This is a genomic window from Ideonella sp. WA131b (genome assembly GCA_023657425.1).
In the GTDB taxonomy this organism is placed as follows: Bacteria; Pseudomonadota; Gammaproteobacteria; order Burkholderiales; family Burkholderiaceae_C; genus Rubrivivax.
Window position 1 is genome coordinate 136,237 of record JAGTJW010000003.1, and the last position, 23,380, is coordinate 159,616.

At 70.0% G+C, this 23,380-nt stretch carries 20 protein-coding genes and 1 pseudogene; 8 read left to right on the top strand and 13 right to left on the bottom strand.

What is annotated here, in order from left to right; genetic code table 11:
* Positions 1–13 precede the first annotated feature (13 nt).
* On the top strand, positions 14–754 hold the full coding sequence (gene phbB / locus KA711_15725) for an acetoacetyl-CoA reductase (GenBank protein MCM0610418.1): 741 nt from the start codon (positions 14–16) through the stop codon (positions 752–754).
* A 129-nt stretch (positions 755–883) separates the two neighbouring features.
* Here the strand turns inward: phbB and KA711_15730 are convergent, their stop codons facing one another.
* The 5 genes from KA711_15730 to map all read right to left on the bottom strand — a co-directional run bounded on the left by KA711_15730 (position 884) and on the right by map (position 6,604).
* The gene (locus tag KA711_15730) at positions 884–1,096 is read right to left on the bottom strand and encodes a DUF2788 domain-containing protein (GenBank protein MCM0610419.1); all 213 of its coding nucleotides are present in this window, start codon (positions 1,094–1,096) and stop codon (positions 884–886) included.
* Positions 1,097–1,102: 6 nt separating this feature from the next.
* A complete protein-coding gene (locus tag KA711_15735) occupies positions 1,103–1,930 on the bottom strand; it encodes a DUF2189 domain-containing protein (protein ID MCM0610420.1) in 828 nt (275 codons plus the stop codon).
* 88 nt (positions 1,931–2,018) lie between these two features.
* Positions 2,019–3,086: a tRNA 2-selenouridine(34) synthase MnmH gene (gene mnmH, locus KA711_15740; protein ID MCM0610421.1), complete on the bottom strand. Its 1,068-nt coding sequence runs from the start codon at positions 3,084–3,086 to the stop codon at positions 2,019–2,021.
* A gap of 13 nt (positions 3,087–3,099) precedes the next feature.
* Positions 3,100–5,736 carry a [protein-PII] uridylyltransferase gene (locus KA711_15745; GenBank protein MCM0610422.1) on the bottom strand — a complete coding sequence of 879 codons (2,637 nt, stop codon included), beginning with the start codon at positions 5,734–5,736 and terminating at the stop codon, positions 3,100–3,102.
* Positions 5,737–5,746: 10 nt separating this feature from the next.
* A complete protein-coding gene (gene map, locus KA711_15750) occupies positions 5,747–6,604 on the bottom strand; it encodes a type I methionyl aminopeptidase (GenBank protein MCM0610423.1) in 858 nt (285 codons plus the stop codon).
* A gap of 56 nt (positions 6,605–6,660) precedes the next feature.
* On the opposite strand from map, the gene purL reads away from it, so the two are divergent.
* The gene (purL, locus tag KA711_15755; GenBank protein MCM0610424.1) at positions 6,661–10,704 is read left to right on the top strand and encodes a phosphoribosylformylglycinamidine synthase; all 4,044 of its coding nucleotides are present in this window, start codon (positions 6,661–6,663) and stop codon (positions 10,702–10,704) included.
* A 19-nt stretch (positions 10,705–10,723) separates the two neighbouring features.
* On the opposite strand, the gene KA711_15760 is transcribed toward purL, so the two are convergent.
* Positions 10,724–10,915 (bottom strand): hypothetical protein, encoded by a 192-nt coding sequence (locus KA711_15760; GenBank protein MCM0610425.1) that lies wholly within the window; start codon positions 10,913–10,915, stop codon positions 10,724–10,726.
* On the bottom strand, positions 10,905–11,744 hold the full coding sequence (locus KA711_15765) for a transposase (GenBank protein MCM0610426.1): 840 nt from the start codon (positions 11,742–11,744) through the stop codon (positions 10,905–10,907). The genes KA711_15760 and KA711_15765 overlap by 11 nt, the downstream gene beginning before the upstream one ends.
* Positions 11,745–12,433: 689 nt before the next feature.
* Here KA711_15765 and KA711_15770 point away from each other — a divergent pair.
* From KA711_15770 to KA711_15780, 3 genes are read left to right on the top strand one after another with little or no spacing between them, the layout of a single operon-like run.
* Positions 12,434–14,389 carry a DUF3604 domain-containing protein gene (locus KA711_15770; protein MCM0610427.1) on the top strand — a complete coding sequence of 652 codons (1,956 nt, stop codon included), beginning with the start codon at positions 12,434–12,436 and terminating at the stop codon, positions 14,387–14,389.
* 47 nt (positions 14,390–14,436) lie between these two features.
* Positions 14,437–15,252 carry a peptidyl-prolyl cis-trans isomerase gene (locus KA711_15775; GenBank protein MCM0610428.1) on the top strand — a complete coding sequence of 272 codons (816 nt, stop codon included), beginning with the start codon at positions 14,437–14,439 and terminating at the stop codon, positions 15,250–15,252.
* 26 nt (positions 15,253–15,278) lie between these two features.
* Positions 15,279–16,259, top strand: coding sequence for a HupE/UreJ family protein (locus KA711_15780; protein MCM0610429.1), 981 nt, complete (start codon positions 15,279–15,281; stop codon positions 16,257–16,259).
* Here KA711_15780 and KA711_15785 read toward each other — a convergent pair.
* Positions 16,223–16,399 (bottom strand): hypothetical protein, encoded by a 177-nt coding sequence (locus KA711_15785; GenBank protein MCM0610430.1) that lies wholly within the window; start codon positions 16,397–16,399, stop codon positions 16,223–16,225. The genes KA711_15780 and KA711_15785 overlap by 37 nt on opposite strands.
* A 130-nt stretch (positions 16,400–16,529) precedes the next feature.
* Positions 16,530–17,429, bottom strand: a pseudogene (locus tag KA711_15790) (sulfatase-like hydrolase/transferase).
* 24 nt (positions 17,430–17,453) lie between these two features.
* On the opposite strand from KA711_15790, the gene KA711_15795 reads away from it, so the two are divergent.
* On the top strand, positions 17,454–17,780 hold the full coding sequence (locus KA711_15795) for a phosphoribosylformylglycinamidine synthase subunit PurQ (protein ID MCM0610431.1): 327 nt from the start codon (positions 17,454–17,456) through the stop codon (positions 17,778–17,780).
* Positions 17,781–17,875: 95 nt separating this feature from the next.
* A complete protein-coding gene (locus KA711_15800) occupies positions 17,876–18,190 on the top strand; it encodes a hypothetical protein (GenBank protein MCM0610432.1) in 315 nt (104 codons plus the stop codon).
* A 32-nt stretch (positions 18,191–18,222) separates the two neighbouring features.
* Here the strand turns inward: KA711_15800 and KA711_15805 are convergent, their stop codons facing one another.
* From KA711_15805 to KA711_15815, 3 genes are all read right to left on the bottom strand, one after another.
* A complete protein-coding gene (locus tag KA711_15805; protein MCM0610433.1) occupies positions 18,223–18,717 on the bottom strand; it encodes a copper chaperone PCu(A)C in 495 nt (164 codons plus the stop codon).
* 268 nt (positions 18,718–18,985) lie between these two features.
* Complete coding sequence (locus KA711_15810) at positions 18,986–19,936, bottom strand: segregation/condensation protein A (protein MCM0610434.1); 951 nt, start codon at positions 19,934–19,936, stop codon at positions 18,986–18,988.
* Complete coding sequence (locus KA711_15815; protein MCM0610435.1) at positions 19,858–20,082, bottom strand: DUF3460 family protein; 225 nt, start codon at positions 20,080–20,082, stop codon at positions 19,858–19,860. Before KA711_15815 ends, KA711_15810 begins: the two co-directional genes overlap by 79 nt.
* A 66-nt stretch (positions 20,083–20,148) precedes the next feature.
* On the opposite strand from KA711_15815, the gene KA711_15820 reads away from it, so the two are divergent.
* A complete protein-coding gene (locus tag KA711_15820) occupies positions 20,149–21,708 on the top strand; it encodes a CYTH and CHAD domain-containing protein (GenBank protein MCM0610436.1) in 1,560 nt (519 codons plus the stop codon).
* On the opposite strand, the gene KA711_15825 is transcribed toward KA711_15820, so the two are convergent.
* Positions 21,709–23,352, bottom strand: coding sequence for an STAS domain-containing protein (locus tag KA711_15825; GenBank protein ID MCM0610437.1), 1,644 nt, complete (start codon positions 23,350–23,352; stop codon positions 21,709–21,711).
* Positions 23,353–23,380: the final 28 nt, after the last annotated feature.

The window sequence follows — 23,380 nt, forward strand, 5'->3', positions numbered from 1 at the left end:
CAAGGAGCGAGACATGTCTGATCAGAAGGTAGCCTACGTCACCGGCGGCATGGGCGGCATCGGCACCGCGATCTGCCAGCGCCTGCACAAGGAAGGCTTCAAGGTCATCGCCGGCTGTGGCCCCAGCCGCGACCACGTGAAGTGGATCGACGAGCAGAAGGCCCTGGGCTACACCTTCTACGCCAGCGTCGGCAACGTGGCCGACTGGGACAGCACCGTGGCCGCCTTCGGCAAGGCCGTGGCCGAGCACGGCCCGATCGAGGTGCTGGTCAACAACGCCGGCATCACCCGCGACCGCATGTTCCTGAAGATGACGCCTGAGGACTGGAAGGCGGTCATCGACACCAACCTGAACAGCATGTTCAACGTCACCAAGCAGGTGGTGCCGGGCATGGTGGAGAAGGGCTGGGGCCGCATCATCCAGATCAGCTCGGTCAACGGCGAGAAGGGCCAGGCCGGCCAGACCAACTACTCGGCCGCCAAGGCCGGCATGCACGGCTTCACGATGGCGCTGGCGCAGGAGCTGGCGGCCAAGGGCGTGACGGTGAACACCGTGAGCCCAGGCTACATCGGCACCGACATGGTCAAGGCCATCAAGCCCGAGATCCTGGAGAAGATCGTCGCCACGATCCCGGTCAAGCGACTGGGCACCCCCGAGGAGATCGGTTCTGTGGTGGCCTGGCTGGCAGGCCCGGACTCGGGCTTCACGACGGGCGCCGACTTCAGCTGCAACGGCGGCCTGCACATGGGATAAGCGCCTGCGGCGCTTGTCCCTGCGGGAGTCCATCCGGCTCCCCCGAGCCCCCTCCGGGAGGGGGCTCCAGCCAGGTGGTCGAAGGCCGGCCTTCGGGCCGGCTGCTTTCCGGTGGCCGGCGTGCGCGCGCTACTCCACGCCCATGATCCACTTGATCACAGCCTTGGCCGCGAAGCCGATGAGGCCCACGCCCAGCGTCAGGAAGAGCACGAAGGTGCCGAACTTGCCAGCCTTCGACTCGCGGGCCAGCTGGAAAATGATGAACACCATGTAGAGCATGAACGCGCCGACCCCGAAGGTCAGCCCGAACTGCGCGACCTGCTCCTCGGTGAAGCCGCCCATGTCCGCTCAGCGCCCCGGCCCGGCGGGCCGCCTGGGGCCCACCAGCTCGCGGTAAGCGTGCCAGCTGGCGTGGGCCAGCCAGGGCACCGCGACCACCAGGCCCAGCATGGCCGTGGCCATGCCCAGCAGCGTGAACAGCAGGATCAGGCTCGCCCACAAGGCCATGGGCAGCGGGTTGACCAGCGCCGCGCGCACGCTCACCAGCACGGCCGGGCGCACGGCGATGTCGCGGTCCATCAGCAGCGGGATGGCGACCACGCTGCTGGCGAAGATGGGTGCCACCAGCGCCGCGCCCAGGATGAGCCAGACCTCGAAGAGCCCGACAAGGCCCGCGTCCGATCCCAGCATCACCACGCGCACGAAGTCGACCGGCGTGTCGACCGGTGCGGCTGCAAAGCGCGTGATCAAGGCCGCCGAGGTCAGCACCCAGCCCGTGCCCGCCAGCGCCAGCAACAGGCCGAAGACGACGAGCCGGTGATCGCGCGGCCGCCAGGCCGCCAGGGCCGTGGCCAGCGTGGCGCGGCGACCGGCCTCCAGTTCGCGGCTCACGGCGTACAGACCCGTGGCCACCACCGGCGCCACGAGCAGGAAGCCGCTGAACGCGCCCGCCAGCAGCCAGAAGCGATCGCGCGCCAGCGCCACGAGCAGCGCGCCAAAGCCCGCCATGGCCAGGCCATGCAGCAGGCCGGGCAGGGGGCAGCTCATGAGATCGGCCCAGCCCAGCGCCAGCCAGCGCATCGGGCCGTTGGGGCCGACCTGCCTCACCGGGTGGGCGCGGATCTCGCGGCCCAGCTCGTAGGGCAGGCGCCAGGGGTCTTCGGGGGACTGGGGCATCGGGGCGGTGACGGAACGACGTGGCCGCGACTGTAGGCCGGTAGATCGTCACGCCGGTTGACATGGCGCAGCCCCCTGGCGCTGCCTATCAGCCCGTGCCCGTCGACTCGATCAGTCGCCGAGCCGTGGCCTCCAGCGTGGCCGGTGCGGCGTCGGCCAGCTCCAGCGTCGCGCCTTCTTCGAAGCCGGCGAAATGCTTGCGCATGGACTTCAGGTAGACCGGGTCGTAGTGCTGCTCGAGCAGCTCGCGCACCGGCGTGGCGGCATCCCGGGCCCGCGCCAGGCCCTGCCAGCGTTCGATGGTGGCGGCGCCGCGAAGTTCGCGCAGTGCCTCCAGCCGGGTGCAGAAAGCCTCGGTGTCGACCACGAAGTGCGCGTAGTCGTCGAGCAGGAAGTCGACCCGCGCATCCATCGCCATGTTGACCCGCCACACCCGGGCGGCGCGCAGCGCCAGAAGCAGCGCCTCGGGCACGCGCAGCCGCCCGATGGTGCGGCTCTCGCCCTCGGCGAACACGGGGCGCGTCGGGTCCAGCGTTGCCAGCACCTGCCAGAGCGCTGTCTCAAAAGCCTTCTGGGACGGCTGCCGCTGCCCGGGGACGAGGCCCAGCACGCTGCCTCGGTGGCAGGCCAGGGCCTCGAGGTCGAGCACCTGCGCGCCCTGGGCGGCCAGCGCCTGCAGCAAGCGGCTCTTGGCGCTGCCGGTGCGGCCGGCCAGCACCTGAAAGCCCAAGCGCTGCGGTCGCGTCTCAAGATCGGCCAGCACGGCCCGGCGAAATGCCCGGTAGCCGCCTTCGAGGACGGTGACTGCGAAGCCGATCTCCGACAGCACCAGGGCCAGCGAAGCGCTGCGCTGACCCCCACGCCAGCAGTACACCAACGGGCGCCAGCCCTTGGGCAGCGCTTGAACGTGCTGCTGCAAGTGGCGGGCGATGTTTGCCGCAGCCAGGGCCGCGCCGCGCTTTCTCGCGTCGAAGGCCGAGACTTGCTTGTACTCGGTGCCCACCGAAGCGCGCTCGACGTCATTGAGCACCGGCCAGTTCGCGGCACCGGGCAGGTGGTCTTCGGCGAATTCGCTCTCGCTGCGTGCATCGACGACGGCGTCGAAGGTGGCGTTGCCGTGAAGCAGTTCCTCGACAGCAACCCGCTTGAGCCCCATGAGCAGCCGACGCTCAGGCCGGCGACGCCATGGCGTCCAGCAGTTCGCTCTCGATGCGCAGTTGCGCCTTGGGCTTTTGCAGCTCGGGGCCGTCGACGAGGAAGGTGTCCTCCACGCGCTCGCCCAGCGTGGTGATCTTGGCCAGCTGCAGGTTGACGCCGTTCTTCGCCAGCACCCTGGCGATGGCGTACAGCAGGCCGGTGCGGTCGGAGGCGCTCACCGTGAGCAGCCAGCGCTGTGCGCGCTCGTCGGGTGTCAGCGACACGCGCGGCGTCACCGGGAAGCTCTTGACACGGCGCGACACGCGGCCGTTGCGGGGTTCGGGCAGCGCCGTCGTGGCGTCGAGTGCGGCTGCAAGCTGGGTCTCCACCAGGGAGATCAGGTCACGGTAGCCGCCGGGCGAGTCCGGCGTGAGGCCGTTGGTGCCGATCACCTGGAAGGTGTCCAGTGCGTAGCCCGCCCGTGTCGTGTGGATGCGCGCGTCCTGGATGCTGAAACTCGTGGCCTCGAAGTAGCCGCAGATGCGGGCGAAGAGGTCGGGCCGGTCCGGCGCGTACACCAGCACCTGCAGGCCGTCGCCCACCGACGAGGTGCGCGCCTTGACCACGGGCGAGGGCGCGGCCACGTGGCGCCACAGGCTGCGCGCGTGCCAGGCGATCTCGGCCGCATCGTGGCGCGCGAAGTAGCTCACGTCGAGCGTGCGCCACAGCGGCTCCTCGGTGCCGGGCAGGGCGCTGTGCAGGGCCAGGTCCTGGCGCGCCTCGGCCTTGCGCGCCTCGATCTCGGTGTCGAGCTGGGACTGCGCGCCGCCCAGAGAGCGCAGCGAAAGGCGGTAGAGGTCCTCCAGCAGCTTGCCTTTCCAGGCGTTCCAGACCTTGGGGCTGGTGCCGCGGATGTCGGCGACGGTCAGCAGGTATAGCGCCTGCAGCCGCCGTGGTGTGCCCACGCGCGCCGCGAAGGCGCGGATGACGGCGGCATCCGACAGGTCCTCCTTCTGCGCGATGCGGCTCATCGTCAGGTGATGATCGACGAGGAACTCGATCAGCGCGGTGTCGTCGGCGTGGATGCCGTGGTCGCGGCAGAAGCGGCGTGCCTCCACGCGGCCAAGGTCGGAGTGGTCGCCGCCGCGGCCCTTGGCGATGTCGTGGAACAGCGCCGCCACGTACAGCACCCAGGGCTTGTCGAACTGCGCCGCGAGCTGGCTGCAGAACGGGTACTCGTGCGCGTGCTCGGGGATGAAGAAGCGGCGCATGTTGCGCACCACCATCAGGATGTGCTGATCGACCGTGTAGACGTGGAACAGGTCGTGCTGCATGCGCCCCACGATGCGGCGGAACACCCACAGGTAGCGCCCGAGCACGCTGGTGGCGTTCATCAGGCGAAGCGCGTGCGTGATGCCTTGTGGCTGGCGCAGGATCTCCATGAACAGCTCGCGGTTGATGGGGTCGCGGCGGAAGCCGGCGTCCATCACGTTGCGGGCGTTGTACAGCGCGCGCAGGGTGCGGGCCGACAGGCCCTGCAGCCCCGGGGTCTGCGCGAACACGAGGAAGGTCTCGAGGATGGCGTGCGGGTTGTCGACATAGAGGTCGTCGCGCACCACATCGAGCATGCCCGCGCGCTCGGCAAAGCGCGCCGTCACGGGGCGGCTCGGCGCGTGCTCGTGGCCGGCCAAGCGCTCCTCGATGTTGAGCATGAGGATCTGGTTGAGCTGGGTCACCGCCTTGGCTGCCCAGTAGTAGCGGTGCATCAGCGCCTCGCTGCTGCGCTGGCCCTGGCTGGGCTTGATGCCGAAGCTGTCTGCCACGGCGGTCTGCAGGTCGAAGACCAGCCGGTCCTCGCGCCGGCCGGCGACCGCGTGCAACCGCGCACGGATGAGCTTGAGCGTGCCCTCGTGCTTGACGAGCTGGGTAGCCTCGAAGGGCGTGATCAGGCCCCTTGTGGCCAACTCGGTCCAGGTGCTGCCGAAGCCGGCCGCGCGGGCCGCCCAGATCACGACCTGCAGGTCGCGCAGGCCGCCCGGGCTCTCCTTGCAGTTGGGCTCCAGCGCATAGGGCGTTCCCTCGTACTTGACGTGGCGCTGCTGCATCTCCAGCGTCTTGCCGCGCAGGAAGGCGGCCGGATCCATGGCTGCGGCCAGCGTGCGCACGAGCTGGTTGAAGACACGCCGGCCGCCACAGACGTGGCGTGACTCCAGCATCGCCGTCTGCACCGTCAGGTCGCGCCCGGACTCGGCCACGCACTCGGCCACCGTGCGCACCGAGGAGCCGATCTCCAGGCCGATGTCCCAGCACAAGGTGACGAAGCGCTCCAGCGCCTCTCGGCGCGCAGCTTCGGCTTCGGGGGACACGGGCGCGTCGGGCAGCAGCACCAGCACGTCCACGTCGGAATGCGGGAACAGCTCGCCGCGCCCGTAGCCGCCGACGGCCACCAGCGCGGCCTGCGACGCGGCGCGGTCGAGGCCGGCCTCGATCCAGGCGGCGCCGAGCACGACGTCGACATGACGCGCCAGCGCCTTCAGCAGCCGCGTCGCCGACGGTGCCGTGGCGCGGCCCGCGGCGAATTGGCGCAGCAAATCGGCCTTGCCCTCGCGGCAGGCCATCCGCAGCGCGGCAAGGCCCTGCGGCGCGCGCGGCGATGCCGGCACGCTCATCGTCGGGCGGTCAGCCCAGGGCCAGGGCCGGTGTGGCCTGGCCGTAGCCCAGCGGTGCGAAGGCCGGCGGCGTCGGACTGCCGGCGCTGACCGTGAGCACCTCGTAGCCCGTCTCGGTGACGAGCACCGTATGCTCCCACTGGGCGCTCAAGGAGCGGTCGCGCGTGACGATCGTCCAGCCGTCGTAGGGGCGGTTGCCCTTGCGGTCTTCCTTGATGTCGCGCTTGCCGGCGTTGATCATGGGCTCGATCGTGAAGATCATGCCCGGCATCAGCTCCTCCAGCGTGCCCGGGCGGCCGTAGTGCAGCACCTGCGGCTCCTCGTGGAAACGGGCACCGACGCCGTGGCCGCAGAACTCGCGCACGACGCTGAAGCCGGCGTTTTCGGCAAAGGTCTGGATGGCATGACCGATGTCGCCCAGGCGCGCGCCAGGCCTGACTTTGACGATGCCTTTCCACATGGCATCGAACGTGACCTGGCAAAGGCGTTTAGCGGCGATGGTGCCATTGCCCACCACGAACATGCGCGAGTTGTCGCCGTGCCAACCGTCCTTGATGACGGTGACGTCGATGTTGACGATGTCGCCGTCCTTCAGCGGCCGGCGGTCGGGGATGCCGTGGCAGACGACGTCGTTCAGGCTGCTGCAAAGGCTGGCCGGGTAGGGCGGGTAGCCCGGCGGCGCGTAGCCCAGCGTGGCCGGGATGCCCTTCTGCACGTTCACGATGTGATCGTGCGCGATGCGGTCGAGCTCCAGCGTCGTGACGCCAGGCCGGACGTGCGGTGTGAGCAGGTCCAGCACCTCGCTGGCCAGGCGGCCGGCAACGCGCATGCCGTCGATGTCCGCGGCGGATTTGATGGTGATGGCCATGGCTCGATTATCCCACCCGACCGCTAAGATCCCGGGTTTCCCCGAGCGCCCCTGCGATGAGCACCCACGCCCTCCACCTGATGCACTTCGAGGGCGGCAGCGCCCTGTCGGCGTTCCGCGCCCAGGCTCTGCTGGCGCGGCTGCAGGCGGTGGTGCCGCGGATCCACGGCGTTTCCGCGCGCTTTGTGCATTGGGTGGCCTTCGATGCCGAGCCGTCGCGCGCACAAGCCGACACGCTGGCGGCGCTGCTCACCTACGGCGAGCCTGCCGAGCCGGCCGCCGCAAGCGAGTGTGTGGTGGTGATGCCACGGCTGGGTACCGTCTCCCCCTGGGCCAGCAAGGCCACCGACATCGCGCGGAACTGCGGCATCGGCACCCAAGGTGCTGCAGGCCGACCGCGCTTGCACCGTCTCGAGCGGGTGGTCGAGTACTCGCTGGTGCTCAAGTCCGGCCTGTTGAGCGCCGCCAGGCCGCTGAACGCCGATGAGCGCGCCGCCGTGGCCGGGCTGCTGCACGACCGCATGACGGAAAGCGTGGCCTTCGAGCGCGAAGCGGGCCGCCGACTGTTCGACGTCCGCGAGGCCGAGCCCCTGGCGCACGTCGATGTGCTGGGCGCCGGCCCGGATGGTGGCAGGTCGGCACTGGAGCGCGCCAACACCGATTTCGGCCTGGCCCTCTCGGCCGACGAGATCGACTACCTCGTCGACGCCTTCAAGGCGCTCGGTCGCAACCCCAGCGATGTCGAGCTGATGATGTTCGCGCAGGCCAACTCCGAGCACTGCAGGCACAAGATCTTCAACGCGCGCTTCACGGTGGATGGCATCGAGCAGCCGCACTCGCTGTTCCAGATGATCCGCCACACCGAGCAGCGCTCGCCGCAGCACACGGTGGTGGCCTACGACGACAACGCCGCGGTGATGGAAGGCCACGCCGTGCGGCGCTGGCTGCCGCAGGGCTTTGCCCACGCGCCGGTGTACGGCGTGCGCGACGACGTGGCCCATGTGCTGATGAAGGTGGAGACGCACAACCACCCCACCGCGATCAGCCCGTTCCCGGGCGCCAGCACCGGTGCCGGTGGCGAGATCCGCGATGAAGGTGCTACCGGCCGCGGCGCACGCCCCAAGGCCGGCGTCACTGGCTTCAGCGTGAGCCACCTGCACCTGCCCGGCCTGGCCGAGCCCTGGGAGGCCGGCAGCGTGGGCAAGCCCGGGCACATCGCCAGTGCGCGGCAGATCATGACCGAGGGCCCGCTGGGCGGCGCGGCCTTCAACAACGAGTTCGGCCGGCCCAACCTGGGCGGCTACTTCCGCGTCTTCGAGCAGACCGTGGCGGGTGTGCGCCGCGGGTACCACAAGCCCATCATGATCGCTGGCGGCCTGGGCGCCATCAGTGCGGGCCAGGTCAAGAAGCAGCGCTTCGGCGCCGGCACGCTGCTGGTGCAACTGGGCGGCCCGGGCATGCGCATCGGCATGGGCGGTGGTGCGGCCAGTTCCATGGCCGCCGGCAGCAACGCCGCGGCGCTGGACTTCGACAGCGTGCAGCGTGGCAACCCCGAAATCCAGCGACGCGCGCAGGAGGTCGTCAACCATTGCTGGGCGTTGGGGGAGGCGAACCCGATCCTGGCGATCCACGATGTCGGCGCCGGGGGCATCAGCAACGCCTTCCCCGAGCTGGTGGACGGCGCCGGCCTGGGCGCCACCTTCGACCTGCGCCGGGTGCCGCTGGAGGAGAGCGGCCTCGCGCCCAGGGAGATCTGGTGCAACGAGAGCCAGGAGCGCTACGTCCTGGCCGTGAACCCGGACCTGATGCCGCTCTTCGAGCAGATGTGCGCGCGCGAGCGCTGCCCCTATGCCGTGGTGGGCGTGGCGCGCGAGCAGCGCACGCTGGTGCTCGAAGACGGTCCCGGTGGCAAGCGCGTCATCGACATGCCGATGGATGTGCTGCTGGGCAAGCCGCCCAAGATGCACCGCGTGGTGGAACGTGTGGCGCGCGACGATGCGCCGCTGAACCTGACCGGCGTGAAGCTCGACGACGTGGCCCTGGCCGTGCTGCGCCACGCCACGGTGGCCAGCAAGCGCTTCCTCGTCACCATCGGCGACCGCACGGTGGGTGGCCTGAGCCACCGCGACCCGATGGTCGGCCCCTGGCAGGTGCCGGTGGCCGACTGCGCCGTCACCTTGGCCGACTTTTCGGGCTGCGCGGGCGAGGCCATGGCCATGGGCGAGCGCACGCCGCTGGCCAGCCTGCACGCCCCGGCCAGCGGCCGGATGGCCGTCACCGAGGCCATCCTCAACCTGCTGGCCGCGCCCATCGAGCTGAGCCGTGTGAAGCTCAGCGCCAACTGGATGGCAGCCTGCGGCGAACCCGGCGAGGACGCGGCCCTGTTCGACACCGTCAAGGCCGTGGGCCTGGAGCTGTGCCCGGCCCTGGGCGTGGGCATCCCGGTGGGCAAGGACTCGCTGTCGATGCGCACGAAGTGGAGCGACGCCTCGGGCGCCCACCAGGTGACCGCGCCGGTGTCGCTGATCGTCACCGCGTTTGCCTCGCTGCCCGATGTGCGCGGCACGCTGACGCCGCAGCTGCAGCCGGGTGACACGACGCTGATCCACGTCGACCTCGGCCAGGGCCGGAAGCGCCTGGCCGGCAGCATGCTCGCCCAGGTGCTCGGCCGCTTCGGCAGCCTGGCAGCCGACGGTGTGCCCGACCTCGACGACCCCGCGCTGCTGAGAAACGCCGTCGCAGCCGTCAACGCGCTGCGTGCGCAGGGCCGGCTGCTGGCCTACCACGACGTCAGCGACGGCGGCCTTTGGGCCACGGTGTGCGAGATGGCCTTCGCCGGCCGCCTGGGCGTGAGCCTCAACGTCGACATCCTCGTGACCGAAGGCGACGGCATCGCCGACAGCCGGGCCGAATACGGCGATTCCAAGAACTGGGCCACGCAGGTGAGCGAACGCCGCAACACGCTCACGCTGAAGGCGCTGTTCGCCGAGGAGCCCGGCTTCGTGATCCAGGTGCCCACGGCGGTGCGCAACGAGGTCATCGCCACGCTGCGCGAGCACGGCCTGAGCCGCCATGCGCATTTCATCGGCAAGCCCAACGAACACGGCGTGCTGGAGGTCTGGCGCGACGCCAAGTGCCAATGGAAGGTGGAACTGGCCACGCTGCTGGACCACTGGGACCAGGTCTCGTGGCGCATCGCGCGCGAGCGTGACAACCCCGCCAGCGCCGATGCCGAGCACGCTGCGGCGTCCGATGCGCTGGCTCCGGGCCTGCACCGCCACCTCACGTTCGACGAGGCCGAGGACGTGGCCGCTCCGTTCATCGCCACCGGCGCGCGCCCCAAGGTCGCCATCTTGCGCGAGCAGGGCGTCAACTCGCATGTCGAGATGGCCTGGTGCTTTGCCGAGGCCGGCTTCGACGCACACGACGTGCACATGTCTGATCTGCAGTCCGGCGGCGCGCGGCTGGAGCAGTTCCAGGGCCTGGTCGCCTGCGGCGGCTTCAGCTATGGCGACACGCTCGGTGCGGGCGAAGGCTGGGCGCGCAGCATCCTCTTCAACACCCAGCTCGCCGAGCAGTTCGAGGCCTTCTTCAACCGTGGCTCGAGCTTTGGCCTGGGCGTGTGCAACGGCTGCCAGATGTTCGCGGCGCTGGCGGCGCTGATCCCCGGCGCCGGGGCCTGGCCGCGCTTCACGCGCAACAAGAGCGAGCAGTTCGAGGCGCGCCTGTCGATGGTGGAGGTGCTGGACTCTCCCAGTCTGTTTTTCACCGGCATGGCCGGCAGCCGTGTGCCCATCGCGGTGGCGCACGGCGAGGGCTTTGCCGACTTCTCGCAGCGCGGCGACGCCCAGCGCGTGCTGGGCGCGATGCGTTTCGTCGACGGCAGCGGCGCACCCACCGAGACCTATCCCGCCAACCCCAACGGCAGCCCCGGCGGCCTCACGGCCGTCACCACGGCCGACGGTCGCTTCACGGCGCTGATGCCGCACCCTGAGCGTGTGTTCCGCAACCTGCAGATGAGCTTCGCGGCCGGCGGCGAAGTGTCGGCCGCCAGCCCGTGGCTGCGGATGTTCCGCAACGTGCGGCGCTGGGTGGCTTGAGCCCGAAAAGAAACTGCAGTTACCCGGGTGCCGAGAGCACCGGCGGTGGGGTTGGCAGGCCGATCTGACCGACGATGCGCTGGCAGATGTAGGCCAGCAGCGCCCGCCGGCGGTCGAGCCTTGGCAACTGCTCCGCAGCAGCCTTGACGTGCTGGATGGCTGCATGGACGTTGGCCATCATCGACTTGATCAAGCCGGCTTCAGCGTGCATCGGCGTGAGGTAGAGCGTCGTCTGGTTGCCGCTGCTGGCGGTGCGGCCCACGGCTGCCAGCAGCAGTGGCCGACTCGTCAACGCCTCGCGTCGGGCCTGCGGGTTGGCCGCGCGCACGTACCAGCTCCACCAGTTGTAGACCAGTGCCACGGCCCGCGCGGTGACACGGTGTACTCCCAGACCTGCGCGTGTCCTGCACCTCGTCGTGCGGCAACGCCAGCACGAGCTGCTCGCTGGCTTCGTGCTGGCCGCGCTTCTGGCTCGTCAGCGCGATGTCGTGCTTGATGCGTCGGCGCAGCACCACCACGCGACGCGCCTTGCTCCACCCACTCAGGCGCAACTCGTCTTCGATGGCCTGCCAGCCCTGGCTGGCCTCGGTGGCGTGGGTCCAGTCCTCGCGTCTGAACAGCCGCTCGATCAGCCGCTTGACGTTGGCCGTCTTGCGCAGGCGCAGCAGGTAGCGCAGGCCTCGCTGCTCGCACACGTCGATGATGTCCTCATTGCCGTAGCCGCAGTCACCGCGCACCAGCGCCGGTGCCTTGTCGCCCAGCTCATCGAGCAGCCTCGCCATCGCGGCCTTGGCGTGGCCCGACGTGTGCTGCTTGCCCGAACTGAGCACGGCGTCGAGCACCAGGCGCAGGTTGCCGACCCAGAAGGTGTGCAGTACATGGCTGGGGCGCCCCGGCTTGTGCGGGTTGTAGCCAATCTCCGCCCCTTCCTGGCGGCCGTACAGCGGCTTGATCGTGGCGTCCACGTCCAGCACCCACGGCCGCTCCAAGGCCTCGCGCACGCTGGCCGCACGCTGGCCATCAGCACGCTGCGCATCCACGGTTCGCTGGCCGCTGGCACCATCGCCGCCAAGGCCCGGCGCACCGAGTCTTCGCTCACCATGCCGCGCAGGCCCAGGGCCTTGGCCGCCACCGCATCGCCGCGGACCCCGGCGATGTGCGCGTAGCGCTTGCTGCCGGCCAGGATCCCCAGCATCAGCGTGCCCAGCACGTCGCGTGGTCGCGACGTGTTGGGGCTGCTGTAGCGCAACGGGCACTCCTGCACCCAGCGCTCGAATACGCCGGCAGTGGCCAGGAACTCGGCGAAGAACACGATCTGTCCGTGCGGCGTGGCTCGGGCCGTCTCGTCCCAGCGCACGTGCACACGGCCGCCCATCGTGTCGACGACCATCGCGTCCTCGCTGGCCTGCGCCAGCATCGTCCTCTTCGGTTCGTTGGCTTCACCCATCGGGTGAGTGTGCCAAACAGCCCCAACCCCGCGCCAGCGTTGAAGAAAACCGCCGTGGCCCACGCTCCTAGCTCGACCGGCGTGCGGACGCTGGGCACGCGCGCCACCATGACCATGCGATCAATGTCGTCCCACACCGTCTCGACCAGGCGCTATGCTCCGCTGGTCCACCTGGGACGCGCTGCGCAACGGCACGCCCCCAACCCCAAGCTCGCCCCGACCATCATGGAGCGTGCCTGGTCGTCCGCCATATGGGTCGAACCCGCAGCCTGAGCTTTGGAGATGATGGTGGCCAAGAAACTTCGTGAACTGGCGCGGTATGGAATCCCAGCGGTGGCCGTGGGCGCGCTTGTCGCCGGCACGGCGCTCAGCGCGCAGTCCGGCGGCGGGAAGAAGGCCGAAGCGGCAGCGACAACGCCGGCGTCATCAGCTCGGACGGCGGCTCCGTCGGCGTCGGGCCGGCTCCCGGGACATGATCCGGATCGCAACGCCTATTTCGGCGATCTGCACGTGCACACGCACCTGTCGTTCGACGCCTATATCTTCAACGTCCGCAAGACGCCGGACGACGCCTATCGGTTCGCCAAGGGCGAGGCGATCGGCCATGCCGGCGGGTTTGACATAAGGCTGGCGGGCGGTCCGCTCGACTTCACCGCGGTGACCGACCACGCTGAGTTCATGGGGGCCATCCGCGAGGCCAACGACACCAAGAGCCCGCTGTCGAAGCTGCCGGTCACCGAGGGCCTGTTTTCGAGCGATCCGGCGGCGATCGGTCGCGCCTTCCGCCGCATCGTCATCGGCTTCCGGGACGGCACCTTGCCGCCGGAGTTCAGCGACCGGGAGATCGTCTCCCGGGCCTGGCGCGAGGTCCAGGAGGCGGCCGCCCGTCACAATGAGCCGGGGCGCTTCACCACCTTTGTCGGCTATGAGTACACCTCGGGGCCCGATGGACGGAACCTGCACCGCAATGTGATCTATCGGGACGGCCGGGTCTCGGAGCTGCCGTTCGACGCCAACATGTCGCGCGATCCGGAAGACCTCTGGAAGGCCATGGACGGATGGCGGGCCAAGGGCGTCGAAGCGATGGCCATTCCGCACAACTCCAACGGCTCTGACGGGCTGATGTTCGACAGCGTCAGGCTCAACGGGCAGTCCATAGACAAGGCCTATGCCGAAGCTCGGATGCGCAACGAGCCGATTGTCGAGACGACCCAGATCAAGGGCACGTCGGACACCCATCCCTCGCTTTCGCCCAATGACGAATGGGCTAACTTCGAGATCATGGAGAGCTATATCGGCCAGCCCAAGGCCATCACCAAGTTCGGGGGCGGCTATGTGCGCCGCGCGCTTCAGGACGGGATCATCATCCGTGAGAAGGTCGGCGCGAACCCGTTCAAGTTCGGACTCATCGGCGGCTCGGACACGCATAATGCGGCGCCGGGCAGTGTTGAGGAGCCGAACTACTTCTCAAAGACCGGACGCCCTGATTCACGCCCCGAACTGCGCGGCTCGACCCCGCCCCTGGGCGCCCTGGACTGGCACGGGACCGACCCGGCCGCGGCCGGCGGCCGCTATCAGGCCTGGGGCGCCTCGGGCCTTGCGGGCGTCTGGGCGGAGGAAAACAGCCGCGAGGCGATCTATGCGGCGATGCGCCGGAAGGAGACGTTCGCGACGTCGGGTCCGCGCATCAAGGTGCGGTTCTTCGCCAGCCACGACTTTCCGGCGGATCTGCTGAGCCGCGCCGATACGGTGCGTCAGGCCTATGCCCGGGGCGTGCCCATGGGTGGGGATCTGCTGGCGACGCGGGGCAAGGCGCCCAAGTTCCTGGTCTGGGCGGTGCGCGATCCGCGGGCCGGCTACCTGCAGCGCGCTCAGGTGGTGAAGGGCTGGATCGAGAACGGCGAGGCTAAGGAGAAGGTGTTCGATGTCGCCTGCTCGGACGGGCTGAAGGTGGATCCGGCGACCAACCGCTGCCCCGGCAACGGGGCCGCCGTTGACCTCTCCACCTGCACGCCGGACCGCTTCAAGGGCGACGTCGAGTTGCGCACGGTCTGGTCGGACCCGGGCTATAACCCCAAGCAGCGGGCCTTCTACTACGTCCGGGTGCTGGAGAACCCCTCCTGCCGCTGGTCCACCTGGGACGCGCTGCGCAACGGCACGCCCCCCAACCCCAAGCTCGCCCCGACCATCATGGAGCGCGCCTGGTCCTCGCCCATCTGGGTCGAACCCACGGCGTGAGCCAGGAGACAATGCCCGAGAGTCGGCCGCCGGCGGTCCGGAAGGTGATGCGCGACCTGTTGCGCGAGCCCTTCGTCCATTTTCTGGTGCTGGGCGCTTTGTTGTTCGGCGCCATCGCCTTCGCCGGCGGTCTGCAGCGGCCGGTCGTGCGGATCGAAGCGGCGGAGATCGAGCAGATCGCCGCCTATTGGGAACTGCAATCCCAGCGTCCGCCGACCCGCGACGAGCTGGCCGCCCTGATCCAGGAGCGGGTCGACGAGGAACTGCTGTCGCGCGAGGCGATCCGGCTTGGTCTCGACCAGAACGACATGATCGTGCGTCGCCGGCTGGCCCAGAAGATGGCCTTCGCCAGCGAGGACGTGGCCGAAATCCCCGAGCCCGACGACACGACGTTGCAGGCCTATCATGACCGCCACAAGGCCCGTTACGCCACGCCGGGACGGGTCGCGATGCGGCATCTGTTCTTCAACCAGGACCGGACCGGCGAAACGCCGGACGCGGCGGCGCGTGAGGCGTTGAGCCAACTGTCCGCCGGCGGCTCGCCAATGAGCGACCCATCCCTCCTGCCGCTGACCTATGCCGACATCACCGACGCGGATCTCGCCCGCGACTATGGCCCGGAGTTCGCCGCGGCCGTGCGCAAGGCGCCGGTCGGGGCCTGGACGGGGCCGGTCGTCTCAGCATTCGGCGTCCATCTGGTGCGGGTGGAGGCGCGACGCCCGCAAGAGCAGCCGCCGTGGTCCGAGGTTCGCGACGTCGTCCTCGGGGCCTGGATGGCGGAACGGCGCCAGGAGGCCAATCGGGCGTTCCGCGCCAGCCTGCGCAAGCGCTACAAGGTGGAGATCGCGGGCTTGCCGCAATGAGGCGGTGGTTCGGACTTGCCTGCGCGGTGCTGTTCGCCTGGATCGCCGCGGCCGGCGCAGTCTGGGCGCACGAGGTGCGCCCGGCGCTGGTGCGGATCAAGGAGACTGGGCCGGCGGCCTACGAGATCACCTGGAAGCGCCCCGTAGTCGGCGAGATGGCGCTCCGGCTCGTGCCACACCTCTCCGGAGGGGCGCTCAAGGCTGAGCCCGTCAGCGAACAGTTTGCGCCGACCTATGTGACCCAGACCTGGCGGATTTCCGGCGGCCCGCCGCTGGACGGCCAGACGCTGGAGATCGAGGGGCTGGCCCAGAGCGTCACCGATGTGCTGGTGCGGATTACGCTGAAGGACGGCACGGGCCTCGGCTACGTGATCCGTCCGTCCGAACCGCGTCTGGTGCTCGATCTGACTCCGGCCCAGGGCATCGCGGTTCCGGGTTACCTGCGGCTCGGCGTCGAGCACATACTGGCCGGGATCGACCACCTGCTGTTCGTGTCGGCACTGCTGTTGCTGATCGGTCCGAACGGGCGGCTGGTGAAGGCGGTGACGGCGTTCACTGCGGCCCACAGCATCACGCTGGCCTTGGCGGCGCTGGGCTACATCACCTTCCCTTCGGCGGCGATCGAGGCGCTGGTGGCGCTCAGCATCCTGTTCGTGGCGCTGGAGCTGATGCCGAAGGCGCGCACACGACCGACCCTGGCCCAGCGGCGGCCGTGGGTGATCGCATTCCTGTTCGGCCTGTTGCACGGCATGGCCTTCGCAGGCGTGCTCGCTGACATCGGCCTGCCGCCTGGCGAGGCGCCGCAGGCGCTGCTGTTGTTCAACGTCGGTGTGGAGATCGGCCAGTTGATCTTCATCGGCGGGGTGCTGGCGCTGATGTGGGCCTGGCATCTCGCGGCGACGCGCTTCACCTGGCGCCCCCCCGCCTGGAGCGCCCTCGCGCCCGCCTACGTGATCGGAACCCTGTCGGCTTACTGGTTGATCGAGCGCACGTTCGCCGCGATCTGAGTCTGCTCCGGACCACCGCCGTAGAGCAGCGACCGGGGCTCGACCGGCAGGCCCTGGATGTAACCCGAGACCAGGGCCTTGAGTTCGCCCGGCGTCGCGCGGTCGGTGCGGTTCAGCGATCCCCAAGTGGGCTGAGGCATGGTGGCGGCCCAGGCCAGCCAGTCGGCCCTGATCTGGGTCAGCCGCGCGGGCTCGGCGGCGGCCAGATCGCGCCCTGGGGCCCGCCGCGCCAAAAGAGGCGGCGCGCGGGGGCGGGGCGGGTCTGACCGGAGAGGATCGGCGGCCGGTCCAGCGCAGCAGGGTCGGAACGCGGATGCCGCCCTCCAGCATCAGCGCCTTCACCCCGTTCAACGGGCCGTTGGATGACGTGGTCTGCCAGGTGGGACCGCCGTTGTCGCTGGTGAAGACGATCAAGGTGTCGCGGGCCAGACCGGCGCTGTCGACCGCGCCCATGATGCGGCCGACCGCATCGTCCAGTGCGGCCAGCATGGCCAGGTAGGTGCGCCGCTGGGGATCCTTCACAGGGGCGAACCCGGCGAGGTAGGGACCGGTGGTCTGAAGCGGCGCGTGAACGGCGGTGTGGGCCGCGCAGAGGAAGAGCGGCCGATCCCGGTTGTCCTGAATGAAATCGACCGCTTCGTCCGTGAACGCCTCGGTGGTGTGGGCCGGCATGGGGGCCGGCTCGGTTCCGCGCAGGATGTCCTTGCGGCCCGAGCGGGCGTCGGCAGGTGAAGGCCATGGCCCCGTCAAGGAAGCCGTAGAAGCGGTCGAAACCGCGCGCCGTCGGCAGGTTTTCGGGCATGAAGCCGATGTGCCACTTGCCGCCCACGCTCCTAGCGCCCGAAGGCGTTCCGGCAGGATTCCGACATCGCGCGGGAGTCCCACCGTCGGCGAGGACTGCTGAGCCGGGCCCGGATTGTTCTCGAAACCGAAGCGATGCTGATGGCGCCCGGTCATCAGGGCGGCCCGACTCGGCGCGCAGCTGGCATGGTTGGCATAGGCGTCCGTCATGCGGACGCCCTGGGCCGCCAGCCGATCCAGGTTGGGGGTTTTCGCGTCGCGGCCGCCCTGGACGCCCAGGTCGCCATAACCCAGGTCGTCGGCGACGATCAGAATGATGTTGCGCCTGCGCGGCGTCTGGGCGTCGGCCGAGCCCGCTGCGACCAACATCAGGGCGGCAAGTTTTTCACCGGCATGGCCGGCAGCCGTGTGCCCATCGCGGTGACGCACAGCGAGGGCTTTGCCGACTTCTCGCAGCGCGGCGACGCCCAGCGCGTGCTGGGCGCGATGCGTTTCGTCGACGGCAGCGGCGCACCCACCGAGACCTATCCCGCCAACCCCAACGGCAGCCCCGGCGGCCACACGGCCGTCACCACGGCCGACGGTCGCTTCACGGCGCTGATGCCGCACCCTGAGCGTGTGTTCCGCAACCTGCAGATGAGCTTCGCGGCCGGCGGCGAAGAGTCGGCCGCCAGCCCGTGGCTTCGGATGTTCCGCAACCTGCGGCGCTGGGTGGCTTGAGTCGCGGCCGTTGCTGACTCTGTGCTCTGCGCTGCGGCTGCCGAACCGCCGAGCGTTCACAATCACAGGCCGAACCAACCGAAGCGGATCCGCCCTTGGACCTGAAAGTCCCCATCGCCATCGCCTTCGAGACCACCGAAGATGTGATCGACGCGCGTGCCATGCTGAACCTCGCCAGCGGCGAGATAGAAGGTCTGGCCTTTGTCGACTACGACGCCGAGGCCGAAGGCCAGCCCTGGCGCCGCAAGGACTACGAGTTCGCGGCCGGCACACTCACCAGCCATGACCGCGACGTCGAGTTCAAGGTCGACGTCAACGGTGCCGGGCAGCTGTCGATCAGTGCCAGTGAACTGCTGGAGCTGAAGACACGCGCCGCGGCTCTGTTCGCGGGCAAGCCGGCGGGGCGGTGAGCGCAGGCCCCGTCGGGCCTGCGCGTCCTGTCTCAGTGCCGATGTCCGTGGTGGCCGTGACCCTCACGGGTTGCGGCGGTGCCCGACAAGGTGCGCACCACGGCCTGCAGCTCCACGGTCTCGCGCTGGCCGCCTGCGGTCTCGATCACCAGCGACACCGGCACGTTCTCGCCGGCCTTCAGGGGGCGCTTCAGGTCCATCAGCATCACGTGATGGCCGCCGGGCTTGAGCTCGACGGGTCGGCCTGCGGGCAGGTCCAGCCCGGGGATGGCGCGCATCTTCATCGTCGTGCCTTCCATCTTCATCTCGTGGATCTCGACGACGCCGGCCACCGGCGATGAGCCGGCGACGAGCTTGCCGCCCTGGGGCGCGGTGATCTGGGCAAACAGGCCGGTGGCGCTTTGCTGCGCCACCGTGCCGCGGACCCACGGGTCCTTGACGGTGACCTGGGCTTGCGCCGTCGCGGCCAGCGCCAGCGTGGCCGCCAGGGCGGCGAAAGAACGGTTGAACAGGATCGTGGTCGACATGGAGAAATCGTCCGGTAAGGGTTGAGCCAGGCCCGGTGGCCCAGCGAAAACAAAAGGATCAGCCGTGGTCCCAGGCGCCGTGCAACGAGACGGTGGGCTTGCCCCCCTCGGCCAGGGGCACCACCCGCGTGCACTGAGCTGTGCAGATCTCGGCCCAGGTGGTGACGCCGTTGCCCGCCACGGCGCGCGCCAGCGCCGGCAGCAGCAGGGCCCCGCCAGCATCGCCAGCTGCGTCATCCGGGCCGCGGCACGCAGGAACATGGGCAGATCAACTCGGCGAGTACGCCAGCCGCACGTAAATCGGCGCGAAGGCCTCGGCCTGCGTCACCTCGAGCAGGTGTTCGCGACTGAGCTCCAGCATCGCGATGAAGGTCACCACCAGCACCGGCATGCCTCGCGAGGTGTCGAACAGCTCGTGGAACTCGAGGAAGCGCCGCCCCTGCAGCCGCCGCAGCACCAGGCTCATGTGCTCGCGCACCGAGAGCTGCTCGCGCGTGATCGTGTGGTGCGCCGTGAGCCTGGCGCGTGCCAGGATCTCGCGCCAGGCCTCGCGCAGGTCGTCGGGGCTCACATCGGGCCAGCGTGGCTGCAGGCTCTGCTCGATGTGCACCTGGGCGCGCAGGAAGTCGCGGCCCGCCAACGGCAGCTGGCCCAGGCGCACCGCAGCGAGCTTGATCTGCTCGTACTCCACCAGCCGCCGCACGAGCTCGGCGCGCGGGTCCTCGGCCTCGGCGCCGTCGGCCGTCTTCCGGGGCGGCAGCAGCATCCGGCTCTTGATCTCGATGAGCATGGCCGCCATCAGCAGGTACTCGCTGGCCAGTTCGAGGTTGTGGGTCCGGATCTGCTCCACGTACTCCAGGTACTGTCGCGTGACGCTGGCCAGCGGGATGTCGAGGATGTTGAAGTTCTGCTTGCGGATCAGGTAGAGCAGTAGGTCCAGCGGCCCTTCGAAGGCCTCCAGAAAGACCTCCAGCGCGTCGGGCGGGATGTACAGGTCCTGCGGCATGCGGAACAGCGGCTCGCCGTACAGGCGCGCCACCGCCACCTGGTCGACCACATCGGGTGACAAGGCCGCGGCGACGACGTCGCCTGCGGCGTCACCGGCCGGCACCCCGGGCAACAGGCTCGTCGCCTCAGCGCTCACGTGCCGCTGCCGGCAGCCGGCGCAATGTCGGTCTGGTAGACGTAGGGCTTCTGAGCCACGCGCGCGGCTTGCCATTCGGCCTGCGCCTGGCGGTCGGGCGCCCGGTCCCACAGCAGCGCCCGGCCGGCGCGCTGCTCGGCCTCGAGCGTGGGTTTCTTGGCCTTGAGCTCGTCGATGAACGAGGTGACGTCCGACTTGTAAGGCTTCCAGAACAGTGGCATGGCGGGGCTTGGGGGGTATCCTCTTGCAAGCCCTGATTTTAGGCCGCGGCGCCGCGGTGAGCGGGAATGAACGAGATCGAGCTGAAGTTCCAGGTGCCACCCACCCAGGCGGCGGCACTGGCGCGCGCTGTGGCCACGGCCTCGGCGCAGGTCATCCGGCTGCAGGCCGCCTACGCTGACACCGCCGACCGGCGCCTGGCTGCCGCCGGGCTGGCGCTGCGCCTGCGCCGCGAAGGCCGCCGCTGGGTGCAGACGCTCAAGGGCCGCGGCGACGGTCTGATGGCCCGCCCCGAGCACGAGGTGCCGGTGGCCGGCGGTGCTGCGCTTCCGGCCTTCGACGCCAAGCGCCACGCTGGCTTGCCGGTGGGCGAGCGGCTGATCGCCCTGCTGGCCGACGGCGCACCGCTGCAGGTGCTCTACCGCACCGACATCCGTCGGACGCTTCGCCGCCTGCGCAGCGCGGGCGCCATGGTGGAACTCGCGCACGACCGCGGCCACATCGAGGCTGCCGGCCAGCGGCTTGCCGTCAACGAGCTGGAGTTTGAGCTGCTGGCCGGGCCCTCGGCCGCGCTGGTGGCGTTGGCCGGCCGTTGGGTGGTGCGCCACGGGCTGTGGTGGGACGTGCGCACCAAGTCCGAGCGCGGCTTCCGCCTGGCCGAGGGCCTGCATGAGGTGCCGGCCGTGCACGCCGCTCCCAGCGCCGTGGCCGAGGGCCAGACACCGGGGCAGGCGCTGGCGGCGATGCTGCACGGGGCGCTGTCGCAGGTGCTGCCCAATGCGGCCGAGATCGCGGCCGGCACCGCCGCGCCCGAGCATCTGCACCAGCTGCGCGTGGGTCTGAGGCGGCTGCGCAGCGTGCTGCGCGAGGCCGCGCCGTTGGCCGGTGTCGCGGCCGCCGAGGCTCTGGCGCTGGATCGCGACTGGGCCCGGCCCTTTGGCGCATTGGGTGCGGCACGCGATGCCGACGTGCTGGCCGGCGACCTGGCCCCCGAGCTCGATGCCGCATTGGCCGCTGCCGGGCTGCCGCCCTTGGTCTGGCCCGTGGAGGCGGTGGGTTCCAAGCCCGAACCCGCGGCAGTGCTGCGCGGAGCCGAGGTGCAGACCCTGCTGCTGCGCAGCCTGGCCTTGGCCCTGACGTCCGCTCAGCCCGACTTGGCTTCAAGCCCCGCCGATGGGCCAGGACCGGGCGGCAAGCTTCAGGCCGCCGAAGAGGCCGCGGTGCAGACCGCGGCTCAGCCCTTCGGCCGCGCCGATGCCGCGGCCCTGCTGCAGCCGCTGTGGAAGCGCGTGAAGCGCGGTGCGCGCGGCATCTCGGCTGCCTCGCCCGAGGCCTTGCACACCCTGCGCAAGCGCGCCAAGCGCCTGCGCTACCTGATGGAGGCGCTGGCGCCGCTCTTGCCGCCGAAGCGGCTGCGGCGCGCCATAGCGGCACTCAAACCGGCGCTCAACTGCCTGGGCGAGCTCAACGACCTGCACACCGCCGACGCCCGGCTCGCCGCCCATTCTGAGCCGACGGCATCAGCCTGGTTTGTGCGCGGGCTGCTGGCCGAGCGCCGCCGCCAGGGTCTGCCCGCGGCCCAGCGTGCGCTGGCCACCGTGTTCGAGGCGCCGCCGCCCTGGCGCTGATCAGGGCCTGCGCGCCCGCAGCGCGACCTCGAGTCCGCTGACGATGTTTTCGGCGCCGATCCGCGCCTCGAAGCCGCCGCGGCGGATCAGCGACAGCGGCTGCGCGTTCACGTTGGCCAGCACCAGCACCACCGGGCGGCGCTGCAGCGTGCGCCAGAGCTGCTCCAGCGCGTCCAGGCCCGTGGTGTCCATCGACACCAGACGCTGCATGTCAAGCACCAGCGTGCAGGTCCCGGTGGGCAACTGTTCGGGCAGCGATTCGATCTTGCCCACCGCGCCGAAGAACAGCGAGCCGTAGAGCTCGAACACCGCCATGCCCTCGGGCAGCGGCGCGTCGGCGTCGGCCGCGCGCGGCTGCACGCTGAACAGCTGGCCCATGCGCCAGATGAAGAACAGGCAAGCCAGCACCAGCCCCACCTCGACCGCCACCGTCAGGTCGAACACGATGGTGAGCACGAAGGTGGTGATCATCAGTGTGCGGTAGGTGGCCGCAAACTGCCTCAGGCGCAGGAACTGGTGGCCCTCGAACATGTTCCAGGCCACGAAAAGCAGGATGCCGGCCAGCGCCGCCAGCGGCACATGCCCGGCCAGCGGGGCCGCCACCAGCAGCACCAGCAGCAGCACCGCGGCGTGCACGATACCCGCCACCGGGCTGGTGGCGCCGGCGCGCACGTTGGTGACGGTGCGCGCGATGGTGCCGGTGGCCGGGATGCCGCCGAAGAACGGCGTCACCATGTTGGCCACCCCCTGCGCCATCAGCTCCTGGTTGGGGTCGTGGCGCTTGAACTCGGTCATTCCGTCGGCCACGCGTGCGCACAGCAGCGACTCGATGGCACCGAGCAGCGCGATGGTGATGATCGGGATGGTGAGCTGCTGCAGCCGCTCCCAAGCCAGCGGCGGCAGCTCGATGGCCGGCAGGCCGCGCGGGATCTCGCCGAAGCGGCTGCCGATGGTTTCCACCGGCAACTGCAGCACGCTCACCAGTGCGGTGGCCAGCACCAGCACGACGATGGGCCCGGGCACACGCTGCAAAGCCCGCCAGCGCCCCGCACCCCGCGGCCACAGCAGCAGCAGCGCCACGCTGCCGGCGGTGAGCGCGAGCGCGTGCAGGTTGGTGTGCGAAAGGTGCCGCGCAAGCAGGGCCGCCTGGGCGAAGAACTCGGCCGGCATTTTGTCGATGGGCAGGCCGAGTGCGTCGCGCAGCTGCGACAGCGCGATCAGCACCGCGATGCCGTTGGTGAAGCCGATGACGATGCTGATCGGGATGTACCGGATCAGCGCGCCCAGGCGAAGCAGCCCCATGGCCAGCATCAGCAGCCCGGCGGCAAAGGTGCTGATCAGCAGCCCGGTGATGCCGTGCTTCTCGACGATGCCGTAGACGATGACGATGAAGGCCCCTGCCGGCCCGCCGATCTGCACCGGACTGCCGCCCAGGGCGCTGATCAGGAAGCCGGCCACGATCGCCGTGATCAATCCTTGCTCAGGCTTGACGCCGCTGGCAATGCCGAAGGCCAGCGCCAGCGGCAGCGCGACGATGCCCACCGTGAGGCCGGCGCCGAGGTCGCGCGCGAAGCGGCCGCGGTCGTAGCCCTGCAGCGCGTCGAGCATCCGCGGGCGGAAGGGGTGCAGCGAGACCGGCGGCATCTGCCGTCGATTCTGCGCCGCCCGGCCC